Below are 24986 nucleotides of genomic sequence, written 5' to 3'. Positions count from 1 at the left end.
TCACCCATCCTTCCGTCCCCGCGCGCGAGCGGCGCGACGCGCGCGGATCCTGTCCTGCCATCCTCCCGGACGACGCAGCGAGCGCAGGCTCAGCCGTGCACGCAGCCTCCGCCACGGCGACGACCCGCCCTTCATGCCGCCCACGAGGGCGTCGACCTCCGCCCAGAACGCCTCCACGTCGTCGGGGCGGGGGTCGCCAGGGCCGAACACCTCGGCGTCGGCGCGGACGGCGAGCGCGTCGACGCGCGTGTCGTCGAGCGCCTCCGTGAGCACGGCGGCCTCCTCCACGCGCGTGCGCCCGCGCGGCGCGTCGACGGGGAACGCGCGGAAGTCGACCGCGCGGTCGCGCAGCTCGTCCCATCCGCCGCTGATCCGATCGGACGCCTTCTCGGCCTGGCGGCGTCTCCGCCGGCGCGCCGCCTTGAGGGCGCCGATCACGATGAGCGGGGAGAGCAGCACGAGGATCGTCCCGAGCCCGATGCCGCCCGCCACGAGCACGATGGCGAGCGAGCCGTCGTCCGGCTCCTCCGGATCGTCGGTCTTGCGCTCGTCGGGGACGAGAGGCGGCAGCTCTGCCGGCTCCTGCGGCGGAGGCGGCGGCTGCAGCACCTGGGGCTTCGGATCGCTGCGCGGCTTCGTCGTCTGGTCGTTCGGCACCTGGTCCTCGGGGGGCGTGGGGTCGAACGCGACCCACCCGGCGCCGCGGAACGCGACCTCCACCCAGGCGTGGACATCCTCGCCGGTCACGAGGTACGGGTCGGACGCCGCGGCGTCCTCGTCGGGATGGAAGCCCATCACGACGCGCGCGGGGATGCCGAGCTCGCCCGCCATGAGGGCCATCGCGACGGCGTACTGCTCGTCGTCGCCCACCATCTGCGTCGCGCCCACGAGGGCCGCGATGCGCTGCGAGCCGTGCCCCGCACGCGAGACCACCTCGCCCTCGAGGCCGTGGCTGAAGGCGCCGGACTCGGAGAGGAACGCCTCCAGGGCGAGCACCGTGTCGATGGGCGTCGTCGCGGCGACGACGGCGTCCGCGGCGATCTCCGCGAGGTCCCCCGGCACATCCTCCGCGGTCGGGATCTCGACGTCGGCGAAGACGTCGTCGGCCGCGACCGTGTCGGCCGTCGCCGTGGGCAGCACGGTGTCGATCGTGTAGGCGTCGCCCTCGCGCAGCCCGTCGCGCACGACCGCCGTGTCGGTCCGGTCGTTGTAGTACGCGCCCCGGCGCAGGTCGTCGCCGCGGTCGCCTGTGAACGCGATGCTGTCGACGGCGCCCGCATCGGGCAGCCACGGCCCCTCGTATCCCTCGATCTCGAAGCCGATCGTCGCCTGCTGACCCTCCGCGCCCTCGGCCATGTTCGACCGCAGCGGCGTGAAGTCGCTCGACGACTCCGCGACGTCGTACACGACGCCCGTGTACGCGTCCATGGTGGCGAGCCGCACGCGGGCTCCCGCCGGGAGCCCCGTCACGGTGAGGAGCGGGTCCTCGTCGTAGTCGCGCACGTACTTGCGGAACGACTGCAGCGGACTCGGGTACTGGCGCACGTCGAAGGGCGGGATGATCACCTCGCGGAGCACCGCGCGGGTCTCGTCCGCAGGGGTGGCGGCGAGCGAGACCGCCCCGGCGCCGACGGCGACCGCGAGCACGGCGCCGCCCGCGGCGAGCCGCCGCACGAGCGCGTATCGGCCGTCCGCTCCCCCGCCCTCCTCGGGCGTCGCCGCGACGGCTGCGCCCTGCTCGGGAGCGAGCGCCGCCCGCACCGAGAGCCACGCCACCGCGGCGACGGCGAACAGCGCTCCCTGCACGAGAGGCGCGGCGGGATCGACCGTTCCGAGGGCGATCTGCAGGACGAGGAAGGCGCCGGCCGGCACGAGCGTCCACGCCGCCTGCTCGACGCGCAGCGCCAGGCTCGCCGTCACGGTGGCGAACACGAGGGAGAGGATGAACGGCACGATGAGGTGCCCGTCCTCCGCGGCGACCGGCGCGACCGAGGTGAGGAGCGACTTCCACGCCGTGATGACGCCGGCCGCGAGCTGCCGCAGGGTCTCGAGCGTCGGGACCACGCCGCCGATCGCGGTGTGCCCGAGCGCGAGCGCACCGCCGAAGACGAAGTACGCCGCGACGACGACGGCCGCGACGAGCAGCACGCTCCAGCGCCGGATGGCCCCGGCCGTCGCGATCGCGAGCCCGAGCACGAGCCCTCCCGCTGCGGCGGGCAGGGAGGAGAGCCCTTCGAAGGTGGGGCCGAAGCCGATGACGGGCACCAGCAGGAGCAGCAGCGCCGCTCCGAGATCGAGCGCGCGCCGCGGCCATCCGCCCGGGTCCCGCATCATCCCAGTGCCTTCCGCAGGGCGCGCGGCAGGTCGTCGAGCTCGGCGATCGTCAGCACGTCGGTGTCGCCGATGCGGCGCCGCCCCGTCTCCGCATCGGCCGAGACGACGACGGCGAGCGTGCGCGCGCCCGCGGGGAGCCGCGAGACGGCGTCGCGCAGATCCGCGGGAGCGGCGCCGCCGCCGCACACGAGGACGACGACGCTCGCGAGCGGGGCGGAGGCCGCAACGGATCCGGCGAGGTCGGCCACGCGGCCCTCGCGCGACCGGGTGCCGTCGACGCCCGACAGGGAGTCGAGGAGCTGTCGGCCGGAGTCGGCCCTCAGGGGGCCGGCGGGCACGCGCGCCTCGACGTGGAACGCATCCCGCAGGGCGCGCAGGCCCAGCGACGCCGCCGCCGAGACGGCGGTCTCGAACTCCGCCTCGCCGGCGTAGTCGGCCGTCGCGGTGGACAGGCCGATGACGAAGTGCGACCGCCGGGTCTGCTCGTACGTGCGCATCATGAGGGTGCCGGTGCGCGCCGTCGAGCGCCAGTGCACGTGGCGGAGGTCGTCGCCCGGCTGGTACTCGGAGAGCGCGTGGAACGCGATGTCGTCGCGCGCGAGGTCGCGCGTCTCCATCCCCTCGAGATCGCGGACGAACCCGATCGACTGCCCCTCGAGCCGCACGGTGCGCGGGTGCACGTAGAGCGGCACGGGCTCGTCGCGCCGGTCGACGCGCTCGTACAGCCCGAACGGGTCGCCGCGCACGATGCTCACGGGGCCGACCGCCAGGACGGCCCGCTTCTGCGTCGGGATGGAGAAGAGCTCCTCGATGCTGTCGCCGGGGGCGAGCTGGCGCACGCCGAAGACGCCGCGCCCCGAGCCGACCGGCAGCACGATGCGCGACGGCAGGATGCGCCGCGTCCCCGTGTTCGCGAGTCGCAGCGCCCCGACGGCGCGCTCCCCCACGACGACGCGCGTGCGTGTCAGGTCGAGTTCGACGGCGTACGAGGTGCGGCCGAAGAGGAACAGCACGGACAGCACGAGCGTCGCGGCCAGCACGACGGCGATCGTGCGCACCTCCCGCCATCCGTAGACCGTCCCGAGCACGCCCAGCACGACGGCGGCGGCGAGGAGGATCCACGCGAGCGGCCGCACGACGCCCGCGACGGCGCGCGCCGCAGCGAGCGCGAGCACCGCGGCACGGCGCCCGGCGGCTGTCCAGCCCGTGCGCTCGACCGGCTCGTCCGGCGTGCTCGTCGTCGCGTCCTCGGTCGTCATCGCACCTGCGGGGCGGCCACCTGCGAGACGACGCGCGAGATGACGCGCGCGGCCGTCGCCCCGGAGAACTCCGCCTCGGGGTCGAGCACGATGCGGTGCGTCCACACGGGGCCGACGAGCGCCTTGACGTCGTCGGGGACGACGTAGTGCCGGCCGAGCGATGCCGCGCGCACCTTCGCGAGGCGCACGATCGCGAGCGCGCCGCGCACGGAGACCCCGAGCATCGTGTCGGGGTCCTCGCGCGTCGCCTCCGCGAGCTCTGCGGCGTACCGCAGCACGCTCGCCTCGATGTGCGCCGTCGACGCGAGGTCGGCCATGTCGGCGACCGCGCCCGTCGTGATGATGGCGGAGAGCGACGCCGCGGGGTTGCGGTCGGCGGATCCCGCGAGGATGCGCTCGGTCACCTCGACCGTCGGATAGCCGATCGAGGTCTTCACGAGGAAGCGGTCGAGCTGCGCCTCGGGGAGCTTGTAGGTCCCGGCCTGCTCGATGGGGTTCTGCGTCGCGATGACGAGGAAGGGTCGCCCCACCTCGTGGGCGACGCCGTCCACCGTGACGCGCGACTCCTCCATCACCTCCAGCAGGGCCGACTGCGTCTTCGGGCTCGCGCGGTTGATCTCGTCGGCGAGGACGATCGAGGCGAACACGGGCCCGCGGTGGAACTCGAAGCGGTGCTCCTGCTGGTCGTAGATGGTCACGCCCGTCACGTCGGACGGCAGCAGGTCGGGCGTGAACTGGATGCGGTTCGACGTGCCCTGCACCGTCGCCGCGAGCGCCTTCGCGAGGCTCGTCTTGCCCGTGCCCGGGGCATCCTCGAGGAGCACGTGGCCCTCGGCGAGCATGGCCGACACGACGAGGCCGACGATCTCGCGCTTGCCCATGAGGGCGCGGTCGACGTTGTCGACCAGGCGCTCGAACGTCTCCTGGAACCAGGACGCCTGCTCGGGGGTCATCGTCATGCGGGGGTTCTCCTCGGTGGGGTGGGGTCAGCGCCAGACCACGGCCTCGGCGTCGCCCCATCCCTCGATGTGGACGTAGACCTTGTTGCCGGCCGTGCCGTAGTAGCAGTGCGGGTTCGAGCCGACGTAGATCGACCCGTTGGCGGGGATGCTGATGACGCCGACATCGCGGAACGGCCCGTCGGGCGAGTTGCACGATGCGCGGTAGTCGCCCGCGGGGAAGTTCTCGACGTTGAGGATGAGGTACTCGCAGTTGTCGGTGCTGCAGTTCTTCTCGTCCTTGGCGCTCTGGTCGGGCGCCTGCGTCGTCCAGGCGCGCGCCTGCGGGATGGTCGTGGCCTCGGCTTTCGGCGAATCCGCGGCCTGGCCCTCCGCCGTCGTCGCGCGGGCCTCGATGGTGTGCGTCTCGGAGTACCCGTACGAGCGCGTCATCGATCCGGTCGGCTCGACCGCCTCCCACGCGCCGCCGTCGATGCGGATCTGCATCGCGACGTCGCGGCCGTTCGGCTGCGGCGCCGTCCACGTGAAGCGGATGTCGCGGCCGTCTCCCGCGCGCTCGGCGGTCACAGACGGCGTGCGGATGGCGCCGTAGGGGATGGCGGCGGCCGAGGGGGCAGACCCTGCGCTCGCGACGGTCCCCGCGCCTCCTCCGGGCGTGAGGCTCGCGGCGTACACGGCCCGCACCGACACCGTGTACGACGAGCCGTTCGAGAGGCCGGCGGCGATGACGGAGCCTGCGGGGTTCGCGGCTCCCGACCACGTGCTCTTCCACTCGCCGCCGTTGAGCGCGTACTGCCAGGAGATCTCGCTCTCCTTGATGCCGTTGCGGTCCGACGGCGTCCACGTGACGGTGATCGTGCCGTCTTCGTTCGGCGTCGACGCCGTGACGCCCGTCGGCGCGTCGGGCGCCGTGTAGGCGCGGCGCGGCTCCGACGCGGTGCTCCAGCCGCCCCATCCCGCCTTGTTCTTCGCCTGCACCTGGAACGTGTAGTCGGTCTCCGAGGTGTCGACCTCGACCGTCCGCGACGTCTGGGAGGCGTCGACGGGGAGCGTCTGCAGGACCTCGCCGCCGCGGATGACCTGGAGCTGGTAGCCGTCGATCTCGTCGCCGTTGGTCGCGGGCTTCGTCCACGACACCGTGAGGCGGGCCTGGTCGCCGACCGGCTGCGCCATCGCGGTGGTCGGCTGCGCAGGAGCGTCGGGCACGGTCGCGGGGATGTTCGTCGCCGACCATGCGCTCCACGACGAGGGGTCGGGAGCGAGGTTGTGGGCGCGTACGCGCACCTGGTACGCCGTGCCGTTCTCCAGCCCCTCCCATGTGAGGGCGTTGCCCGTGACGCCCGTCTTCGTCGCGATGCCGTTCGGCGGCGCGGGCGAGATCTCCAGCGTGTAGCTCTCCACGGGCGATCCGGGCGTCGACGGCGTCTTCCACTGGATGTCGAGGCTGCGGTCGCCGAAGCCCGTGATCTGCGGAGCCTGGGGCGTGTCGGGCCGCGCGTCCGGCCGCGCCACCTGGCTCGCGAGCGACGCCTCCGAGGCGCCGACGGCGTTCACGGCGACGACCGTGAACTGGTACTCGACGTTGTTCTGGAGCCCGTCGAGCGTGCACGTCGTCGCGGCGCACGACCGCTCGTACGCGCCGTCGACGCTCGAGACGAGGTACTCCGTGATGGCGGAGCCGTTGTCGGACGGCGGCGTCCAGCTGAGGGCGACCTGGCGGCTCTGCACGCTCGAGACCGTGGGCTTGCCCGGCGTGCCCGGCACGCCCTGGACCGTCACCCGGATGCGGCCCTCGACCATGCGGTCCTGCGCACCGGTCGCGTCGGCCACCCGGTACCGCACGACGACCGTGCCGTGGAAGTCGCCCGCCGGAGTCACGACGACCTGGTCGCCCTCGACCTCGACCTGGGCCTCGCCCGTCTCGAGGGTCGCCGAGAGCAGCTCGAGCGGGACGTCCTCGAACGGGTTGACGTCGTTGTCGAGGACGGGGACCGTGAGCGCCTCGCCCTGATCCCACTCCGCGTACACGTCGTCGTTCGCGACGGGGAGGGGGCGCGAGGACGCCGTGATCGAGACCGCGATCTCCCCCGCGACGGGATCGTTCCGGCCGTCCGACACCGTGAACCCGACCGTGCGGTCGAGGCCGGCCGTGTCGGGGCCGGCGTCGACCGTGAGCACCGAGCCGTCGATCGTGAGCTCGACGTCGCTGACCGAGGCGATGCCGCCGAGCGCGAAGGTCAGGTCGTCGCCGTCGATGTCGCTCGCGAGCGTCGCGAGGTCGAGCGAGACCGGCCCGTCGCCCGCGCCCGCCGTCATCTCGCTGCTCGTCACCTCGGGCGGCTCGTTCTCGGGCGGCAGCACCGTGAGGGGGATGGTGAGGGTCGCGCGGGCGCCGCCCGGGTCGTCGATCGACTCGCCGTCTGTCACCTCGAACGTGATCGCGTCGGCGCCCGAGTAGCGGTAGGCAGAGGTGTAGACGAGCGTCGTCTCATCGCGCACGAGCGCGGAGCCGTCGCTGTTGCCGGCCTGCACCTTCTCGGCGTCGGTGAGGATGACGGGCGCACCCGTCATCGACTTCACGTAGTCGGCGAGCGGGATCTCCACGGCGGTGTTGCTCGGGACGACGAGCGGCTCGGCGTCGAGGAGCACGGGCCGCAGGTCCACCTGCGCCGGCACGTGGACGTACGCCGTCCCCGTCAGGCCGTCCTCGTCGGTGACGGTGTACTCGATCAGCTGGCGGGTCTCGAGGACGTCGACGGTGAGGATGCCCGCCGCGGCGTCGAACGTGCCGCCGTCGACCGCGACGTCGGCGAAGGAGGTCGTGCCGTCGGGGTCGGAGTCGTTCGCGAACAGGTCGACCTCGGCGGTGAGCTCGTCGGTGACGTCGGCGGCGAGCACGAAGTCGTCCTGCGCCACGGGCGCCTGCAGCGGCACCTCGGGGTCGACGGTGATCTGGATCACGCCCTGCGCCGTCGCGCCGTGGGAGTCCTGGATCGTGTACTGGACGGCCGTCTCCATCTCGCGGTCGGGCGCCGTCACCTCCACGGCCCCGCCGTCGACCACCTCGGCCGACAGCCCGTCGACGTCGGGCACCGTCAGCCCGTCGGCGACGAGGCCCGGGGTCTCGCCGTCGGGGTCGACGTCGTTGGCGACGACGGGCACGGCCACCGTGCGCCCGGGCCGCACGTGCAGCGCGTCGGTCACGGCGTAGGGCGCCTGGTTCGCCGTCTCGGCGGGGGCGACGCCGACGCGGATGGTCCCGATCGCCTCGACGCCGAGCGCGTCGCGGACCCGGTACGTGAAGGTGTCGAGCCCCGCCGCGTCGTCGTAGGCGCGGTAGATGAAGTGGTCGGACTCGACGGCCTCGATGCGCCCGCGCTGCGGCGACGAGGCGATCTCGACGAGCGAGACGGAGTCGCCGTCCGGATCGATGCCGTCGAGCGGGATGCTCACGGTCGCCTGCTCGCCCGCCAGCGCCCGCACCGTCACGTCGAGCGGGTTGGGGGCCTCGTTGGCCTCCTCGTCGACCGGCAGGATCTCGAACCGGACGAGCCCCGCGTCGCTCTGCCCCGTCGAGTCGACGACCTCGTAGACGGCCTCGACGGTCTGCGGCTCGGTGCCCGCGCGGAAGCGCACGGTGTCGTTCGAGACGAACGCCGTGCCGACGTCGGGGTCGACCGGCGCCTCCACGAGGTCGTCGGCGACGTGGATCTCGTCGCCGTTCGGGTGGTAGTCGTTGTCGAGCACGGGCACGGTGACGACATCGCCCGCGCGGACGACGACGTCGAGGTCGTCGTTGGCGACCGGGGGCCGCAGCGTCTCGTCGGCGGGGATGGGCGAGACGACGACCTGGCCCTCGACCGTCTGCGCGCCGTTCGACATCCGGTAGGTGAGGGTGGTCTGCTCCTGCAGCTGCGCGCGGTCGGTGATCCGCAGGGTCTCGTGGCCGAGCACCGCGACGGCGATCCCGGAGTCCTCCGGCACCGACACCGACTGCACGACGAGCACGCCGCCCGCGGGGTCGGAGTCGTTCGCGAGGACGTTGGCGAGCACCTCGCCGCCGGCGGGGAGCAGCGCGATGTCGCGCACCGCGACGGGCGGCAGGTCGCTGCCCTCGTCGGGCACGACGTCGACGCGCACGATGCCGGGCACGGCGTTGGCCCCCGATGCGGCGAGGTACTGCACGTACTCCGTGCCGACCTCCGACCCCTCCACGGTGAACGTCTTGTCGGAGAAGGCCGGCGTGATCGTGAGCCCCTCGACCTCGTCGACCTTGGTCAGCCGCAGCGGCTCGACGCTCGCGGAGATGTCGTTCGCGAGCGGCGAGACGGTCGCCTGCTGGCCGAGGCGCACGACCACGTGGTCGGCGTTGGTCACGGGAGGCGTCGAGCCCGTGGGGCGCACGTCGAGCTTGAGCGTGCCGGATGCCGCCGACTCGCCGTCGGAGACGACGACCTCGACCTCGACCGGCCCCTGCGCGCCGGAGATCGCGCGGTACGTGATTCGGCCGTCCGACGTGAACGTCGCCTCGTCGCCCTGGGCGGGCGTGACCTCGGCGAGGTAGAGGTCGTCGCCGTCGGCGTCGCGCCAGTCCGGCATGATGTCGTACGTCACGGTGCCGCCGGTCTCGACCGCGACGGTCGTGACGCGCTGCTGATCGGGCGCGGCGTTCTGCGAGGCCGGATGCACGTCGAGGCGCACCTCTGCCCGGTCGGTGCCTCCCCGGCCGTCGTCGACCTCGTACACGAACCTGCCGCCGCCCGTCGCGTCCTCCGGGACGACGACCTGCAGCGCGGTGCCGTTGCGGATGAGCTGCACGTCGGCGAGATCGGGCACGCCGTCGGGCAGCGTGATGGTCAGGACATCGCCGTCGGCGTCGGAGTCGTTGTCGAGCACGGGGATGATGACCGTGCGCCCCGCGCGCACGCCGAAGGCGTCGTCGACCGCGATGGGGGGCGTGTTCTCCTGCGTGCGCTCCGGCAGCGTCGTCTCGAGGGTCTCCTCCGTGGTGTCGTCCTCCTGCTCCTCCTCGCCGTCGTCGGGCGGGGTGAGCTCCTCCCAGTTGTCGACGCGCTGCATCGACTCGCTCGCGAGCCACGCTCCGCCGCCGACGGCGTCGTTGAGCATGACGACGTCGCGGTTGACGCGGAAGACGAGCTCGCCATCCGGCTCGTACTCGGGGATGGCCGTGGCCAGGTCCTGCGCGTCGCCGCCGCAGTCGCGCAGGAACACGCCGGCACCGTCCCACGCTCCGTACGCGCAGCCGCCGAGGACGACCGGCTGGGCGGGCGCGCCCGCGACGGCGCCGTTGGCGGTCTCCGTCGGGTCGGACCCGTCGAGGGGCGCCCGGAGGAGGGATCCCGACGTCGCGACGACGACCTCGCCGGCCGCCGCGGAGTCGGCGGCCAGCACGGGGCTCTCGACGCTCCCGAGGGGGATCTCGGTGCCGTCGTCGACGAGCAGCGTCCTGTCGGCGCCGTCGAGCGCGACGGCGCGCGAGCCGACGGCGGTGATCGACAGCGGCGCACCGGCGTCGACCTCGATCGGCGTCGTGACGGCGTCCTCCGGCTCGCCGTCTGCCGTCATGGGGACGGTCACGATCCCCGCGTCGCGCGACACGGCGTGCACCGTGCCGTCGACGCCCACCGTGACGGCCGCGCCCTCGCCGAGCTCGGCGACCGGCTCGGCGTCTGCGGGGTCGAACCCCGACAGGGTGCGGAACGGCATCGCGTACAGATCGCCGGACTGCGCGTCGAGCACCGCGACGATGCCTCCGCCGAGCGCCACCTGCGCTCCGCCCGGCAGGTCGACGCGGTCTCCCATGGCGACGGTCGCGGGGTCGACCGCGGCGACGGCCGACTCGGCCTCGTCGAGCACGAGCACGTCCTGGCCGTCCTGCAGGATGTCGTACTTCTCGCTCGTCGTGCGCAGGCTGCCGTCGAGCAGCTGCGACTCGTGGTTGAAGTGCCCGACGAGCAGGCTCGACGACCGCGTGATCCAGACGCTGCCGTCGTGCAGCTCGACCTCGGTCGTCGGATTGCCCTCGTAGGCGAACGCCATGGTGCCGATGGCGACCGTGGCGGCGGTGACGACGGCGGCGCCCGCCGCCGTCTTCGGACGCGCACGCAGCCAGGCCATCGCCTTCATCCGTGTGCGCCTCCCCCCGGGCTCCGCAGCCGCGGACGCGGAGCACTCACCGTCGCGCGGGCATGTCGTCCAGGGTACCCGCGGGCACCTCCCCTGCCCATGCGGGTGAATGGGCAGGGGTGCCCGTGCCGTCAGGGGATCAGGGCGCGATTCCCGCGGCGGCGGGCCGGAAGCCGAGGCGGGCGTTCTCGCAGCAGCCGGGGCGGCAGACGTCGAACCACGGTCCGAGTGCCGTCTCCCGCGCGCGCTCGTCGACCGGGACGGCGGCCATCCGCTCCTCCACGAGGTCGACGATGCCCGCCACGAAGCCGGGGTCGACACCGGGGGTCGGCGTCCGGATGGCACGCAGGCCGGCCTCGGCCGCCGCGGCGAGCGCCTCCTCGTCGAGGTCCCACAGCACCTCCATGTGGTCGCTCACGAATCCGACGGGCACGATCGCGACGGCCGAGACGCCCTCCGCGGGCAGCTCCGCGATGCGATCGCAGATGTCGGGCTCGAGCCAGGGCTGCGAGGCGGGGCCGGAGCGCGACTGGAAGACGAGCTCCCACGCGACGTCGGCGGCGCGGGCGTCGCGCTCGGCGACGCGCCGCATGACGGCGTCGGCGACCGCGCGGTGCTGCGCCTCGTAGGCGCCGCCCTCTCCCAGCCCGAGCGAGCTCGGGCCCGACCGACGGGCGTCGTCGACGGGGATGCTGTGCGTCGTGAAGAGCACGCGCACCGCGGAGGGCGGCTCCGTGTCGAGGAACGACGACACGGCGTCGGCGACGCCGGCGACGAAGGCGTCGACGAAGCCGGGATGGTCGAAGAACTGGCGGATCTTGTCGATGGTCACCGTCTCGCCGAGCGCGGTCTCGTCGAGCACGCGAGCGAAGTCCTCCCGGTACTGCCGGCAGCTGGAATAGGAGCTGTAGGCGCTCGTCGCGAACGCGAGGAGACGCGTGCGGCCGTCGGCCGCGGCCTCGGCCACCGCGTCGGTAAGGTACGGAGCCCAGTTCCGGTTGCCCCAGTAGACCGGGAGCTCGAGCCCGCGCCGCGCGATCTCGGCCTCGAGCGCGGCCTTGAGCGCCCTGTTCTGGGCGTTGATGGGGCTCACGCCGCCGAACGCCCGGTAGTGGTGGGCGACCTCCTCGAGCCGCTCGTCGGGGATCCCGCGGCCGCGCGTGACGTTGCGGAGGAAGGGGATGACGTCGTCCTGCCCCTCGGGTCCGCCGAAGCCGGCGAGCAGGAGCGCGTCGTACCGCTGCGGGCGCGTGACGTGCGGTGAGCCGTCGCGCGAGGCTGGCGAGGCGAAGGGGACGACGGGGGTGTCGGTCGGGCTCATGGGTGCTCCCGGGTCAGGCGGTCTCGATCGCGAAGACGATGAGCAGCATCGTCGCGACGAAGCCGCAGGCGTAGTTGATCCAGAGGAAGTGCCGCCATCCGCGGTTGGCCCGCGGGGAGTCGGCATCGGAGACGGAGACGTAGGGCGCGGCGGCCCACAGGTACGGCAGCGCGAGGAGTGCCGCCCAGGCCCCCGGCACGCCCGTGGTGAGCATGAGGAGGCCGGCGGCGGTCCATGCGGCGAGCGCGAGGCGCACCGTCGTGCGCGCGCCCAGCACGGTCGCGATGGAGGAGATGCCGCCCTCGCGATCGGGCACGACGTCCTGCACGGCGCCGAAGGCGTGGCTCGCGAGACCCCAGAGGAAGAACGCCGACAGCACGGCGGCCGAGCCGGAGTCGAGGCTCCCTCCCGCGAGCACGATGCCGTAGAGCGCGGGGCTCGCGAAGTGCGTGCTCGAGGTGACGGAGTCGAGGACGGGCACCTCCTTGAAGCGGAACGGCGGGGCCGAGTACGCGAGCACGGCGAAGAGGCTGACAGCGAGGACGAGCCACGACCAGGGAGAACCGACCACGACGAGCGCGACGACGAACGGCAGGCACGACAGCGCCGCCGCCAGGAGCACCGTGCGGTGCCGGCGCGGGTCGAGGAGGGCCCCCTCCACGCCCCCCTTGCGCGGGTTGGCGAGGTCCGACGCGTAGTCGAAGACGTCGTTCACGCCGTACATGGCGAGGTTGTACGGGATGAGGAAGAAGAGGGTGCCGACGACGAGGGCGAGATCGACCTCGCGCGCGGTGAGGAGGTACGCGGCCGCGAACGGGTACGCCGTGTTGATCCAGCTGAGGGGGCGGGAGGCCGCGATGAGGTCGCGGATCACGGCGTCTCCTCCCCCGCGTCCGGCGCCCCGCGGCGGGCGCGGATCGCGACCCACACGGAGGGCAGCAGGATGGCCGCTGCGAGCGGGTACGCGAAGTCCTCCACGGGCGCCGCGCCGATGCGGAGACCGGAGATGAGGCCGTCGTCGTAGGCGAACAGGCCGGCGGCGATCATGACGTTGTCGAAGACGGCGGTGAGGAGGACGAGCGCGGACGCGGCGATCACGGCCGCGGCCATCCGCACGCGGGCACGGCGCGCGAGGAGCAGCGCCGCGAGGAGGGCGGCGCCGACGAAGATCGCGCACAGCAGCGGGTAGGTCATGCGGTGCGCCTCCGGGAGAGCAGGCGCACGGCGCCGGTGTAGAGCACCATGGCGAGCTCGCAGAGGAACAGGAGGAACACGGGCTCCTCGAGGGGCAGCTCCGGCGCGAGCACGATCCCCGTCATGAACGCCGTCTCGGCGCGGAAGAAGATGCCCAGGGCGATGCCCGCGGCGTCCCAGGCGAGGAAGAACACCAGCCCCACGCCGAGGACCGCGAGCGCGGCGACGGGGTCGCGGCCGAGGAACAGCCGGTGCCGCAGATCGAGGAGGACGACGCCCGCGAGCGACACGAGCAGGCAGGCGAGGTAGACGACGCTCATGCGCCGGCACTCGCGACGGGCTCCGGCAGCGGGCCCGCCGAGACGTCTCCGCGCAGGCGCTTCACGACGAGCTCCGCGCTGATGAGGCACATCGGCAGGCCGATCCCGGGGATGGTCGTGGCTCCCGCGTAGAGGAGTCCGTCGACACGCGACGAGGCGTTCGCGCCGCGCAGGAACGCACTCTGGCGGAGCGTGTGGGCGGGCCCGAGCGCACCGCCGCGCCACGCGCCGAAGTCGCGCTCGAAGTCGGCGGGGCCGATGCTCCGCCGCACGACGATGCGCTCGCGCAGGTCGGGCACGCCCGCCCATCCGGCGATCTGGTCGATCGCGGCGTCGACCGCGCGCTCGACGGCCGCGTCGCCCGTGCCGTCCTCGCCGCCCGCGCCGATCCCCGTGTCGGCGGGGACGGGGATGAGGACGAAGAGGTTCTCGTGCCCGTCCGGCGCGACGTCGTCGGTCGCGCTCGGGCGGCAGACGTAGAGCGACGCGGGATCGGGGATGCGCGGGGCGTCGCCGTAGATCGCGTCGAAGCCCTCCTCCCAGTCGCGCGTGAAGAACAGCGTGTGGTGGGCGAGCTCGGGGAGCTCGCCGCGGACGCCGAGCAGCGCGAGCACAGCGCCGGGGCCGGGATCGCGGCGATCCCACCACGCCGCACTGCGGGTGCGGTGCTCCGGCGCGAGCAGGCGGCTCTCCGTGACGTGCAGGTCTGCGCTCGAGACGACGACGTCGGCCGGCAGCAGCTCCCGGCCGTCCGGCCCGTCGATCTCGACCCCCGTCGCCGCGCCATCCGCCACGATGATGCGGCGCGCCGGAGACGACGTGCGGATGCGGACCCCCTCGCGCTCGGCGAGACGGGCGATGGCGTCGATCACGGCGCCGAACCCCCCGCGGGGGTAGAGCACGCCCTGACCCACGTCGAGATGGCTCATGAGGTGGTACATGCTGGGTGCGGCAGCGGGCGACGTGCCGAGGAAGACGGCGGGGTAGCCGAGCACCTGCTGCACGCGCCGGTCGGCGGAGTGCCGGCCGATGAAGCGGTCGAGCGGCTCGGCGAGCAGGCGGGCGAGCGTCGGCAGCCCGCGCAGCGTCTCGCGGGTGATCAGCGGGCGCAGGGACTCGTAGGTGCTGTAGAGGAAGGTCCCCGTCGCGAGCCCGTACGTCTCCTCCGCGGACGCGAGGTACGCGTCGAGGGCGTCGGCGGAACCCGGGTCGAGCGACACGAGCGCGTCGCGAGCGCCCTCCGCCGGCAGGTCGAACGGCTCGGCGTCGCCCTCGAAGTAGACGCGGTACGCGGGGTCGAGCTCGACGAGGTCGAGCTCGTCGGCCGACGAGGTGCCGAGGAGGCGGAAGAAGTGGTCGAACACCTCCGGCATGAGGTACCACGACGGCCCCGTATCGAAGGTGAAGCCGTGCGCGCGCCAGCGGCCGGCGCGGCCGCCGAGCTCGGTGCGCGCTTCGACGAGCTCGACGTCGTGCCCCTCGCGTGCGAGGAGGGCCGCCGTGGCGAGCCCCGAGATGCCGCCGCCGATGACGACGACGCGACGCTGTGCGGTCATGCCGGCACCCTCCCCATCGCGGCGGATGCGAGTATCCGCAGCTTCTCCGCGCGCGGGACCGACACGCGGCGTCGGCGCAGCTCCGCGGCGGGCGTCGCCCGCAGCCGCGCGTTGAGCCGGCCGAACAGGCCGGCGGCGGCCGCCGTCGCGCGGCGTCCGCCGGGCGGCAGCCGCACGATGGCCGTGCGCGCGACCGCGAGGTCGGCATCGATCTCGTCCACGACCGCGATCTTGTCGTCGTCCGTGAAGCGCGCGGGGTCGACCCCGGGCAGATAGGTGCGGCCGAGGCGGTCGCAGTCGTCGGCGAGGTCGCGCAGGAAGTTCACCTTCTGGAACGCCGCTCCCAGTCGGCGCGCCCCCTCCTCGAGCTCGTCGTCGAGGCGGATGCCCCGTCCCTCGCCCGCGAACGCGCGCAGGCACATGGACCCCACGACCTCGGCCGAGCCGTGGATGTACGACCGGTAGGCGGCGTCGTCGAATTCGGCGACACCGTCGGCGTCGACCCGCATCGATGCGAAGAACGGCCGGACGAGCGCGGCGTCGATGCCCGTCTCGCGCGCCGTCACGGCGAAGGCGTGCACGACGAGGTTGGCGCTGAAGCCGCTCGACATCGCGGCGATCGTCTCCGCCTCCAGCCGGTCGACGAGCTCGCGCTTGCGGGTGACGGCGAGCCCCGCCTCCTCGGCGGGGCCGTCGACGATCTCGTCCGCGACTCGGACCAGGGCGTACACGTCGGCCACGTGCGTGCGCACGTCGCGGGGAAGGAGCCGGCTGGCCATCCCGAACGACGTCGAGTACGCGCCGATGACGCGCGCCGACGACGCCCTCGCCGTGCGGGTGTAGAGATCGAGCCCGGTCGAGGCCGTCATGCGTCCCGCTCCGCGCACAGCCGCGCGAGCTCGCCGAGCTCCGCGGCGAGCGGGGCGGGCAGGCCCGCCGCGCGGATGCCCGCCTCGACCTGTTCGCGCTGCTCGACGATGAGGCGCTCGATCTCGCCTGCTGCACCGGATGCGACGAGCGCGGCGCGCAGGCGGTCGGCGTCGTCCGGCTCGAGGGCGCGACGCCCGAAGAGGTGCTCGACCGCGCGCCAGGCGGGGTGCTCCGCGGCGAAGGCGATGAGGAGCGTCCGCTTGCCCTCGCGCAGGTCGCCCATCGCGGTCTTTCCGGTGCGGTGCTCCACGCCGAAGACGCCGAGGACGTCGTCGCGGAGCTGGTAGAGGAAGCCGAGGTCGGCGCCGATGCGGTCGAGCGCCGCGTCGAGATCGGCGCCGCCTCCTGCGAGCGCCGCGCCCGTGCGCAGCGGCGCCGAGAACGAGTAGGCGGCGGTCTTCTGCTCCATCATGCGCGCGATGTCGGCCGAGCGCGCCTCGACGGCTCCGAGCGCGAAGCCGACGTCGGCGTGCTCGCCGGCCGCCGTCTGCAGCAGGCACTCGTCGACGATCTCGTGGATGTCCGCGCGTGCGGGCGACTCGATCCCGGCGAGCAGCGTGTGCACGCCGCTCAGAAGGAGGTCGCCGGCGAGGAGGCCCGACGCCTCGCCCCACGCGGTCGCCGCATCCGGCCCGAGTCCCGCATCGAGCGCGGCGGCCGCGAACTCGCCGGCGAGGTTCGGCCGGCCGCGGCGCACGAGGTCGCCGTCGAGGACGTCGTCGTGCAGGAGGAGGGCCGTGTGGAGGACCTCGAAGGCCGCGGCCGCGATGGCTGCCGAGCGGTGGTCGTCTCCGCCGAGCGCGTCGTGGGCGGCGAGCACGAGGCGGGGACGCACCCGCTTGCCACCCTGGGTCGATGCCGCGACCCGCCGCCACAGGAGCGCGCTCTGACCGCCGAGCGCCTGGGCGCGCGCGATGCGGGTCGCGAAGAACCCGTCGAGCACGGAGTCGACGGCGTCGCGGCGGGTGAGCTCGCTCATGGTCATGTCACCGCCTCCCACCGGGCCGTCGTCTCGGACAGCTCGCGGGCCTGCAGCACGAGCCACGGGCTGAACGCCCACGGGGTCGCAGCGAGGGCTGCGGCGAGGTCGTCGGGATGCACCCACTCGAGGTCCATGACCTCGTCGGGATCGGGGTGGACGGGCCCCGCGGCGACGGCGGTGTAGACGGGGCAGATCTCGTTCTCGACGATGCCAGAGGCGTCGACCGCGCGGTAACGGAAGTCGGGCAGGACGAGTCGCAGCTCGCGCAGCTCGAGGCCGAGCTCGTCGCGGCCGCGCCGGGCGACGGCGTCGGGGACGGGCTCGAAGGGCTGCGGATGTCCGCAGAACGCGTTCGTCCAGGTGCCTGGCCAGGCCTTCTTGCCGAGGGCGCGACGCGTGAGGAGGAGGCGACCCTCCTCGTCGCGCACATGGCAGGAGAAGGCGAGGTGGAGCGGCGTCGACGCGTGGTGCACCGTCGCCTTGTCCGCGACGCCGGCAGGGGCGCCGTCCTCGTCGAGAAGCACCACTCGCTCCGAGATCCGATCCATATCGCTCTCCGTCCTTGTTGCTATCCAAGCTAGCTACTAGGACTCCTAATTTCCAGTCCGGGTCTCCGGACACGCCGAAGAGGCCCCGGTCGGATGACCGGGGCCTCTTCGTCCGAGCTGTCCACGCACGATGCGCCACCACAGGAGCGCGCTGAGGTCAGCGGGCGGGCTTGCGCTCCCGCACGGGGGCGTCTCCGCTCGCAGCGAGGGCGGCGACGTAGGCGGCGGCCTCATCCTGCCGGTCCTGCTCGGCGCCCGAGGCGAGGGGGGCGCGGACGTGCTCGGGCGCGAACCCGAAGGCGTCGACGAGATCCTGCGCATGCGGGCGCAGCCGCGCGCACAGCCGGTCGATGTAGCGGGAGACGGCGGCTGCGCGCTGCGTCGAGAGCCGCCCGTTCAGCAGATGCCACGCGAGGTGCTTCTCGATGAGGCCGAGGCCGAACAGGTCGCGCAGCCACGTCAGCACCTGCCGCGTTCCCGCGTCGTCGACGCGGCCGAGGGCATCGGTGAACGCCTCCCACTGCAGCAGCTCGCCGTGAGCGCGCGCCGCCTCGAGCAGCTCGACCTGGTTCTCGTCGAAGAGCGCCGCGGCATCGGCTGGCGACATCTTCGCGGAGGGCCGCAGGCGCGTCGCGACGTCGGCGACCATACGCTGCACCCGCTCGGTGAGGAGCTGCTGCTGGTCGTCGGCGCGCAGCCCGTGCTCGACCGACCGCGCGGTCGAGCCGAGGTCGGCGAACGCCTGGCCGAGCTGGCGAAGGCCCGCGCCGTGGAAGATCTTGTCCGCCGTCTCGCCCACCGCGAACGCCGCGAGCGCGCGGGCGTCCTTGCCCTTGAACTGGGCGGCGTAGTCTCCCAGCAGGCGCTTGCCGACGAGCTGCAGCAGCACGTTGTTGTCGCCCTCGAACGTCACGTAGACGTCGAGGTCCTGGTGAAGCGTGACGAGCCGGTTCTCGGCGAGGTAGCCCGCGCCGCCGCACGCCTCGCGGCTCTCCTGGATGGTCGCGAGCGCGTGCCAGGTCGACAGCGGCTTGAGCGCTGCCGCGAGCGTCTCGAGGTCCTGCCTGTTGTCATCGGTGTCGGCTGTCCCTCCGAAGACGCCGTCGAACTTGACGAGCAGCTCGTCATGCGCGAACGCCTGGGCGTAGGTCGTCGCGAGGAGCGGGAGCAGCCGGCGGCGGTGCTTGGCGTAGTCGAGGAGCACCGTCTCGCCGGCTCCGTTGTCGAACTGACGACGCTGGTTGCCGTAGGTGATGGCGATCTTGAGGGCCAGGCCGGATGCCCATGTCGCCGCGCCGTCGAGGGAGACGCGACCCTGCACGAGCGCGCCGAGCATCGTGAAGAATCGGCGCCCGGGGCTCGCGATGGGGCTGGAGTACGTGCCGTCGGCCGCGACGTCGCCGTAGCGGTTGAGCAGGTTCTCGCGCGGCACGCGCACCCGGTCGAAGTGCAGGCGGCCGTTGTCGACGCCGTTGAGGCCGCCCTTGACGCCGTCGTCCTGCCCTCCGACGCCCGGAAGGAAGACGCCGTTCGCGTCGCGGATGGGCACGAAGAAGCAGTGCACGCCGTAGTTCACGCCGCGCGAGATGAGCTGCGCGAACACGGTCGCGGCCGTCGCGTGCACGGCGGCGTTGCCGAGGTAGTCCTTCCACGCGCCTCGGAACGGCGTGTGGATGACGAACTCCTCCGTCTCGGGGTCGTAGGTCGCGGTCGTGCCGATGGCGGCGACGTCCGATCCGTGCCCCGTCTCGGTCATGGCGAACGCGCCGAGGATGCGGAGGTCCATGATGTCGCGCAGCCAGCGGTCGTGATGGGACTTCGTGCCGAGCTGGTAGACGGCGCTGCCGAAGAGCCCCCACTGCACACCCGACTTGATCTGCAGGCTCGGGTCGGCCAGCACGAGCTCCTCGAAGCCGGCGAGGTTGCCGCCGTTCGTGGCCATGCCGCCGTACTCGACGGGGTAGGCGCGCCCGCCCGCACCGTGCTGCGCGAGGAGCCGGGTCTGGTCGAGCACGCGCTCGCGATGCGCGTGGTGGCTGAGCCCGTCGATGCGCCAGAACGCGGAGTCCGCGATCATCTCGCGCGCCTCGAGCCGGATCTCCTTCCACGTCCCGAGGAGGAGGTCGGTGACGGCGGGCACGTCGATGCGCGCATCGGCGCCGGCGGCGGAGGTGCGGGAGGCGGACGGGGCAGTGCTGACGGCGGTGTCGACCATGACGCTCACGCTAGGCCGCGGCCGAGGGCGCGGGCGGATGTTTGTCCACGCGGCACAGCCCCGGCGCGGTTCGCGACGGGGCCGGGTTGTCCGGCGGAGACAGTCGGACGCCCGGCGACGTGGCACCCACTCGCCAGTGCGGATGTGCACCGCACCGCACCCGCACCCACTCGCCAGTGCGGATGTAGGCCAGCCGTCCACTCGCCAGTGCGGATGTAGGCGTATCAGGCGCTTCTGACCTACATCCGCACTGGCGAAGCCGGCCGTCGCCGCCAGAGGCCGGCGCCGGAGTCAGAGGCCAGCTGACTCGCGGCGCGCGCGCCGTGACGTCGGCACGGGTGCGGCGGCGGACTCCTCCGCCACGGACCCCGCCGTGGCCGCGGGCGGGGAGCTGCCCGCGGGCGCCGCGTCGCCGCGCCCTCCGCTCGCGCGCCACAGCGCAGCCGCCCCGCGCCCGAAGGCGGAGTACGCGTCGTCGGGCACGAACACGGCGATCGTCGCCAGCACCGCGAGCGCATACCAGGGCAGCGCCATCGCGACTCCCACGACGGCGAGCGACACGATCGCGAGCGCGATCGCGAGGGGGCGGGTTGCGGCCGACAGCAGCAGGAACGGGAACGCCACCTGCAGAAGAAGGAGCCCCCACGTCGCGACCATGACACCAGGAGCCCACGCCGTGAGCACATCGCTCAGCCACGGGGACGTCTGGAACAGCGGCGTGTACAGGAACGCGGCGATCGCCGTCCCGTCGCGCCAGGCGGCGCCGCCCGCCTGATGCAGCCCCGCGGCCGTCGACAGCAGGCAGAGCTGGGCGGCGATCAGCACGACCGCGAGGTTGTGCACGGTGTTCGCGAGCCAGGCCGGTGCGAAGGGCTCGCCCTGCACGATGCGCACGAGACGCGAAGCGGCGGAAGGCGCGACGGCCCGCCGCCGCGCGTCGAGCGAGAGCCGCGCGCCCGAGTCCGCGAACGCGAGCCAGAGCAGCGCGATGCGGAGCGGATCGTCGACGGGAGCGGCCGCGGTCCGCCCGAACCCGGCGAGCACCGTCAGCACGACGACGAGGACCGGCACGGCGATGCGGGTGCGCCATCCGAGGAGCGCGGCGGCCGCGGCGACGCCGCCGATCAGGAAGAGCAGCGCGAGCGGCGCGTCGCCGAGGAACGGATCGCCCGTCCACGCCGAGGCAGCACCGCGCGCGTATCCGCGGCTCGCGATGTCGGTGAGGAGCGTGCCGAGACTTGCGACGGCGAGCAGGATGCGCGCGACGGCGAGCCCGGTCAGGGCGTGCCGGCGGTCGACGAGCCAGGCCTCGCCGGCCGCGAACACCTCTCCCGCGATGCGGGCGAGACCCGCGACGAGAAGCGCCGCTCCGCGTCCGGCGAACCGCCCGAGCACGCGCGGCGCACCGAGCACGCGCCCTGCTCCGGGTGCGCTGCCCGCGGCGGTCATCCGCACACCTTCTCAGGGGCGCCGCAGAACGCGTCGGCGAATGCCACGGGGTCCTGCCCCGCGCGCACGACGAGTCCGCGCCATCCGGTCTCGCTCGCGAGGCCCGTCCCCGTGCTCGCGGCCTGGTCGCCGCGATCCGCGGCAGAGGGCTCGGTCGTCACGTGGAACTGCACGCGGGCGACGTCCTCCCCCCACACGGCCGCCGCCACCTGCGTCGCATACGCCGTGAGCGTTTCGTCCGCATCGAGGTAGGCGCGCGCCGCATCGTCCTCGCCGAGCCCGTCGGCGAGCCGGGAGTCCCAGCCATCTCGGAACCAGTTGAGCGCCGCCGTCTGACGCTGCGCGTCGGAGAGCGCCAGCCACGCGTCGAGGAGATCTCGACCCGCCGAAGCCGCGAGCGCCGCCGACCGTGGCACCGCGATGCCGCTCGCCGTCGACAGCTCGACCTCCGATGCCGCGACCCATCCGGTGATCTCGGCGGCATCGCCCTCGCCTGCCTCGAGCGCGGCGCGGACATCGACCCGGACGGGAGCGCCGGCCGCGGCGAAGGCCGCGGCGTCCTGGTCGAACAGGGGCTGGATGGACGACGCGAGGATGCCTCCCGGCGCCGCATCGCGCTCGGGGGCTGCGGGCGCGGCCCAGAGGAAGGTCGTGAGGATGTGCCAGGCGGCGAACGCCGTGAGGACGGCGACGACGGTGCGGCGGAGAGTGCGCGGGTGCGGTCTCATGGGTCAGCGAGCGACCCGGATCTTCTTGGTCGACGCCGCCGGCGCGAGCACCGGAGCGGCGGTGTCCGCGTCCTCCACGGGCCGATCATCCGCCGACGGGTCGCCGACGGGCTCCGAGAGGGCGGAGGGGTCTTTCGCGAAGGCGCGCCGGACCGCCCACGCGAGGTGCTGCCACGACCGGTCGCGGATGAAGATGAAGTCGATGCCGATCATGGCGAGCGAGAACCACGGCAGGCCCATGAGCACGCCGATGCCGATGTGGAAGCTCATGATGCCGATGAGCGCGATGATGCGGGTCGGGCGCGTGAGGAGCATGAACGGGAACGCGATCTGGAGGATGATCGACCCCCAGCTCGCGATCGTCACCATCGGGCCCCACGCCGTGACGAGGTCGCTGAGCACGGGCCAGGTGCCGAACCGCTCGGTCATGAGCGGCGCGTAGACGGCGTATCCCCCCGACCAGGGGTCGCCTCCGGCCTTGTACAGCCCCCCCGAGGCGTAGACGAACACGACCTGCGCGGTCATCGCGACGAGCACGAGGTTGTGCAGCAGGGTGCTGATCTCGACGGGCAGGATGGTCCGGAACCCCGTCTTCGCGCGTCGTCGCGCGTCGAGCGACCACCGCGCGGCCGGATCGGCGAAGAGCAGGAGCAGCAGGACGATCCGGTACATGTTGTCGCCCTGGTCGCCCACGGCGTCGTTCATCTCGATGAAGCTCACCCAGAGGACGAAGTAGACCGGGAGCACGATCTTCACGCGCCATCCGATCGTCACCATGACGGCGAGCACGAGGAGCCCCAGGTAGAGCAGCGTGAACAGCGTGTCGTCGAGGCGGACAGCGTCGAACAGGCCGAACAGCCAGATCTTCGGGAAGTCGCTCACCGGCTCCGCCGCCTCGCCGTTCCAGGCCGAGCCCGAACCGAACGTGTAGAGACGCGTGGAGAAGTTCGACAGCAGCAGGCCGACGCCCGTGAGGCCGAACAGGATGCGGGTGACGGCGAGACCGTAGAGCGACTTCTTCGAGTCGAGCAGCCAGGACTCGCCGAACAGCCACGCGCGGCGGACGACGTCGCCCAGCACACGGAGCAGCTCGGCGACGAGCGTCGCGACGGCGCGGGGCGCGCGGGCGACGAGGCCGCCCGCCTCGGAGAGGAGGGCGGAGGGGGCGCGGCGGGCGCTCATCCGGAGATCCTCTCCCACTGGGCGCGGAAGACGTCGGCGAACGCCTCCTGCGACTGCCCCTCCTCGACGACGAGACCGCGCCACCCGGTCGGCGAGTACTGGACATCCGGACGCTCGGCCTCCGGGTCGTGGCGATCGGCGAAGGGGATGACGTTCTGGCGGGTGGCCTGGAACTGCACGCGCTCGACGTCGTCGCCCCAGATCGCGAGGGCCACCTGCGTCGCGTAGGCGGTCGCGCGGTGCTCCTGCGCGACGTAGTCGGACACGAGCTGGGGGTCGTCGCCGTAGGCGTTCATCGCCTCGGTCATGCGCGCCTCCCAGTCGTCCTTGAAGTAGTTGAGCTCGGCGACGCCCTGCTGCTCCTCGTCGAGGTCGGCCCAGGCGCCCTTGAACTGGCTGGACACGTCCATCGCCTGGATGCCCGCCCGCGGGGTGAAGAGGTTGTACCGGATCATCGACAGCTCGACGTCGGAGGCGCTCACCCACTCCGTCTCCTCGCCGTCGACGATCGCGCGCACCTCGAAGCGGTAGTCGCCGTTGATGGGCTCGGGCGCGAACACGCTCCACGACTGGCCGAAGATCGGGAGCATGTAGCCGGAGAGCGCCTTCTGCGGCACGACCTCGCGCAGCGGCGACCAGGGTGCGATCCAGAGGAACGATGCGAACACGTGCCACGCCGTGAAGAGCACGGCGACGATCATGACGACGCGGGTGTACACGCGCCGACGGGGAACGGTCTTCTCTGGCACGTCGCTCTCTCTTCGCACGGACTGGGGTTCCTGCGAACCGAGTGTGCCCCGGTGAGATCATCACCGGGGCACAGTCGGTATTTCAGAAGGCTACCCGGTGCTCCGGGCGGTCGCCCGCCCGGAGCACCGGGTGTCTCGCGTCTGGGATCAGACGCCGGCTCCGCGTCGGCGGATGGCGAGCCAGATGGCCGCACCGCCGAACAGCATCGCCGCCGCGAGGGCGCCGAGCTGGAGCGTGGTGTCTCCGCCCGTCGGCGCGAGCGCGCCGGCCTTGGCGTAGACCTCGAAGGTGGCGTCGACAGCGCCCGACTCGGCACCCACGAGCTCGACGCGGTGGTCGCCGAGAGGCGTCCCGTTCGCGATCGTCCACGTGAAGAGCACGTCGCCGTTCGCGTCGGCCACCTGCGTGCCGAGGTCGGTGGGCGTCGAGTACTGGGTACCCGTCACCGTCTCGCCCGGCTCGAAGCCGTGACCGTACGCGATCTGCACCTGCCCGGCCGTGCGGCGCTCGTGCTCCAGCTCGATCGAGAGCTGGATGCCGTCGGCGCTCGAGCTCGCGTTCGCATCGGCCGAAGCCGTGGCGTCGGTGTCCGAAGCCGAGTCGCTGTCCGAAGCCGAGTCTGCGTCGGACGTCGAGTCGCTGTCTGCCGTCGCGGCGCTGTCCGCCGCAGCCGAGCTGTCCGCCTCGTTGTCCGCGTCGGCGGTGGCCGTCGCCGTGGCAGCGCTGTCCGCAGCAGCCGTCGCGTCCGCGTCAGCCGTAGCCGTAGCCGTGGCCGTGGCCGTGGCCGTGGCGTCAGCGTCTGCCGTGGCCGTCGCATCCGCATCAGCCGTGGCCGTCGCGTCAGCGGTGGCGTCAGCCGTGGCCGTGGCGTCAGCCGTCGCGTCCGCAGCAGCCGTCGCGTCCGCGTCAGCCGTGGCTGCAGCCGTCGCATCAGCGTCAGCCGAAGCCGTCGCATCAGCGTCAGCCGAAGCCGTCGCGTCAGCATCAGCCGTCGCCGTGGCGGTCGCATCCGCGTCCGCGTTCGCCGCGGCCTCAGCCGAGGCGTCCGTCGACGAGTCCGCGTTCGACGCCGCAGCCGCAGCAGCCGACGCGTTCGCGTTCGCCGCCGAGGT

17 protein-coding genes and 1 pseudogene are annotated in these 24986 nt (G+C 73.1%); all 18 read right to left on the bottom strand.

The window, feature by feature from the left end; genetic code table 11:
* The gene (locus tag ABD998_RS09170; RefSeq protein WP_345438312.1) at nucleotides 1-2334 is read right to left on the bottom strand and encodes a transglutaminase-like domain-containing protein; all 2334 of its coding nucleotides are present in this window, start codon (nucleotides 2332-2334) and stop codon (nucleotides 1-3) included.
* On the bottom strand, nucleotides 2331-3593 hold the full coding sequence (locus ABD998_RS09165; protein WP_345438310.1) for a DUF58 domain-containing protein: 1263 nt from the start codon (nucleotides 3591-3593) through the stop codon (nucleotides 2331-2333). The genes ABD998_RS09170 and ABD998_RS09165 overlap by 4 nt, the downstream gene beginning before the upstream one ends.
* Entirely contained in the window at nucleotides 3590-4552 is a 963-nt protein-coding gene (locus tag ABD998_RS09160; RefSeq protein ID WP_345438308.1) for an AAA family ATPase, read from the bottom strand. Before ABD998_RS09160 ends, ABD998_RS09165 begins: the two co-directional genes overlap by 4 nt.
* Before the next feature lie 27 nt (nucleotides 4553-4579).
* Nucleotides 4580-10699, bottom strand: coding sequence for an Ig-like domain-containing protein (locus ABD998_RS09155; protein WP_345438305.1), 6120 nt, complete (start codon nucleotides 10697-10699; stop codon nucleotides 4580-4582).
* A gap of 139 nt (nucleotides 10700-10838) precedes the next feature.
* Nucleotides 10839-12020, bottom strand: a complete 1182-nt coding sequence (locus tag ABD998_RS09150) for a ferrochelatase (protein WP_345438303.1) — start codon at nucleotides 12018-12020, stop codon at nucleotides 10839-10841.
* Between the two features lie 13 nt (nucleotides 12021-12033).
* Nucleotides 12034-12894 carry a prenyltransferase gene (locus ABD998_RS09145; protein WP_345438301.1) on the bottom strand — a complete coding sequence of 287 codons (861 nt, stop codon included), beginning with the start codon at nucleotides 12892-12894 and terminating at the stop codon, nucleotides 12034-12036.
* The gene (locus ABD998_RS09140) at nucleotides 12891-13214 is read right to left on the bottom strand and encodes a lycopene cyclase domain-containing protein (protein WP_345438299.1); all 324 of its coding nucleotides are present in this window, start codon (nucleotides 13212-13214) and stop codon (nucleotides 12891-12893) included. The genes ABD998_RS09145 and ABD998_RS09140 overlap by 4 nt, the downstream gene beginning before the upstream one ends.
* A complete protein-coding gene (locus ABD998_RS09135; protein WP_345438296.1) occupies nucleotides 13211-13534 on the bottom strand; it encodes a lycopene cyclase domain-containing protein in 324 nt (107 codons plus the stop codon). The genes ABD998_RS09140 and ABD998_RS09135 overlap by 4 nt, the downstream gene beginning before the upstream one ends.
* The gene (crtI, locus tag ABD998_RS09130) at nucleotides 13531-15090 is read right to left on the bottom strand and encodes a phytoene desaturase family protein (RefSeq protein WP_345438294.1); all 1560 of its coding nucleotides are present in this window, start codon (nucleotides 15088-15090) and stop codon (nucleotides 13531-13533) included. The genes ABD998_RS09135 and crtI overlap by 4 nt, the downstream gene beginning before the upstream one ends.
* A complete protein-coding gene (locus ABD998_RS09125) occupies nucleotides 15087-15959 on the bottom strand; it encodes a phytoene/squalene synthase family protein (protein ID WP_345438292.1) in 873 nt (290 codons plus the stop codon). Before ABD998_RS09125 ends, crtI begins: the two co-directional genes overlap by 4 nt.
* Entirely contained in the window at nucleotides 15956-17005 is a 1050-nt protein-coding gene (locus ABD998_RS09120) for a polyprenyl synthetase family protein (protein WP_345438290.1), read from the bottom strand. The genes ABD998_RS09125 and ABD998_RS09120 overlap by 4 nt, the downstream gene beginning before the upstream one ends.
* Nucleotides 17002-17550: an isopentenyl-diphosphate Delta-isomerase gene (idi, locus tag ABD998_RS09115; protein ID WP_345438288.1), complete on the bottom strand. Its 549-nt coding sequence runs from the start codon at nucleotides 17548-17550 to the stop codon at nucleotides 17002-17004. Before idi ends, ABD998_RS09120 begins: the two co-directional genes overlap by 4 nt.
* A 157-nt stretch (nucleotides 17551-17707) precedes the next feature.
* A complete protein-coding gene (locus ABD998_RS09110; RefSeq protein ID WP_345438286.1) occupies nucleotides 17708-19765 on the bottom strand; it encodes an acyl-CoA dehydrogenase family protein in 2058 nt (685 codons plus the stop codon).
* A gap of 291 nt (nucleotides 19766-20056) precedes the next feature.
* Nucleotides 20057-21214 carry a hypothetical protein gene (locus ABD998_RS09105; protein ID WP_345438284.1) on the bottom strand — a complete coding sequence of 386 codons (1158 nt, stop codon included), beginning with the start codon at nucleotides 21212-21214 and terminating at the stop codon, nucleotides 20057-20059.
* Complete coding sequence (locus ABD998_RS09100) at nucleotides 21211-21942, bottom strand: DUF5819 family protein (protein WP_345438282.1); 732 nt, start codon at nucleotides 21940-21942, stop codon at nucleotides 21211-21213. Before ABD998_RS09100 ends, ABD998_RS09105 begins: the two co-directional genes overlap by 4 nt.
* Before the next feature lie 3 nt (nucleotides 21943-21945).
* A complete protein-coding gene (locus ABD998_RS09095; RefSeq protein ID WP_345438280.1) occupies nucleotides 21946-23124 on the bottom strand; it encodes an HTTM domain-containing protein in 1179 nt (392 codons plus the stop codon).
* Nucleotides 23121-23873 carry a DUF5819 family protein gene (locus ABD998_RS09090; protein ID WP_345438277.1) on the bottom strand — a complete coding sequence of 251 codons (753 nt, stop codon included), beginning with the start codon at nucleotides 23871-23873 and terminating at the stop codon, nucleotides 23121-23123. The genes ABD998_RS09095 and ABD998_RS09090 overlap by 4 nt, the downstream gene beginning before the upstream one ends.
* Before the next feature lie 147 nt (nucleotides 23874-24020).
* Nucleotides 24021-24986: pseudogene (locus tag ABD998_RS09085) on the bottom strand (hypothetical protein); the annotation flags it as partial.

The organism is Microbacterium gilvum (genome assembly GCF_039543865.1).
Lineage (GTDB): Bacteria > Actinomycetota > Actinomycetes > Actinomycetales > Microbacteriaceae > Microbacterium > Microbacterium gilvum.
The sequence above is the reverse complement of the archived record's forward strand: the minus strand, read 5'-3'. Positions and strand labels throughout refer to the sequence as shown.

Excerpts from the sequence above, each read along its gene's own strand:
- ABD998_RS09170 (WP_345438312.1), bottom strand. The coding sequence starts at position 2,334 with ATGATGCGGGACCCGGGCGGATGGCCGCGGCGCGCGCTCGATCTCGGA.
- ABD998_RS09165 (WP_345438310.1), bottom strand. The coding sequence starts at position 3,593 with ATGACGACCGAGGACGCGACGACGAGCACGCCGGACGAGCCGGTCGAG.
- ABD998_RS09160 (WP_345438308.1), bottom strand. The coding sequence starts at position 4,552 with ATGACGATGACCCCCGAGCAGGCGTCCTGGTTCCAGGAGACGTTCGAG.
- ABD998_RS09155 (WP_345438305.1), bottom strand. The coding sequence starts at position 10,699 with ATGAAGGCGATGGCCTGGCTGCGTGCGCGTCCGAAGACGGCGGCGGGC.
- ABD998_RS09150 (WP_345438303.1), bottom strand. The coding sequence starts at position 12,020 with ATGAGCCCGACCGACACCCCCGTCGTCCCCTTCGCCTCGCCAGCCTCG.
- ABD998_RS09140 (WP_345438299.1), bottom strand. The coding sequence starts at position 13,214 with ATGACCTACCCGCTGCTGTGCGCGATCTTCGTCGGCGCCGCCCTCCTC.
- ABD998_RS09135 (WP_345438296.1), bottom strand. The coding sequence starts at position 13,534 with ATGAGCGTCGTCTACCTCGCCTGCCTGCTCGTGTCGCTCGCGGGCGTC.
- crtI (WP_345438294.1), bottom strand. The coding sequence starts at position 15,090 with ATGACCGCACAGCGTCGCGTCGTCGTCATCGGCGGCGGCATCTCGGGG.
- ABD998_RS09125 (WP_345438292.1), bottom strand. The coding sequence starts at position 15,959 with ATGACGGCCTCGACCGGGCTCGATCTCTACACCCGCACGGCGAGGGCG.
- ABD998_RS09120 (WP_345438290.1), bottom strand. The coding sequence starts at position 17,005 with ATGACCATGAGCGAGCTCACCCGCCGCGACGCCGTCGACTCCGTGCTC.
- idi (WP_345438288.1), bottom strand. The coding sequence starts at position 17,550 with ATGGATCGGATCTCGGAGCGAGTGGTGCTTCTCGACGAGGACGGCGCC.
- ABD998_RS09110 (WP_345438286.1), bottom strand. The coding sequence starts at position 19,765 with ATGGTCGACACCGCCGTCAGCACTGCCCCGTCCGCCTCCCGCACCTCC.
- ABD998_RS09105 (WP_345438284.1), bottom strand. The coding sequence starts at position 21,214 with ATGACCGCCGCGGGCAGCGCACCCGGAGCAGGGCGCGTGCTCGGTGCG.
- ABD998_RS09100 (WP_345438282.1), bottom strand. The coding sequence starts at position 21,942 with ATGAGACCGCACCCGCGCACTCTCCGCCGCACCGTCGTCGCCGTCCTC.
- ABD998_RS09095 (WP_345438280.1), bottom strand. The coding sequence starts at position 23,124 with ATGAGCGCCCGCCGCGCCCCCTCCGCCCTCCTCTCCGAGGCGGGCGGC.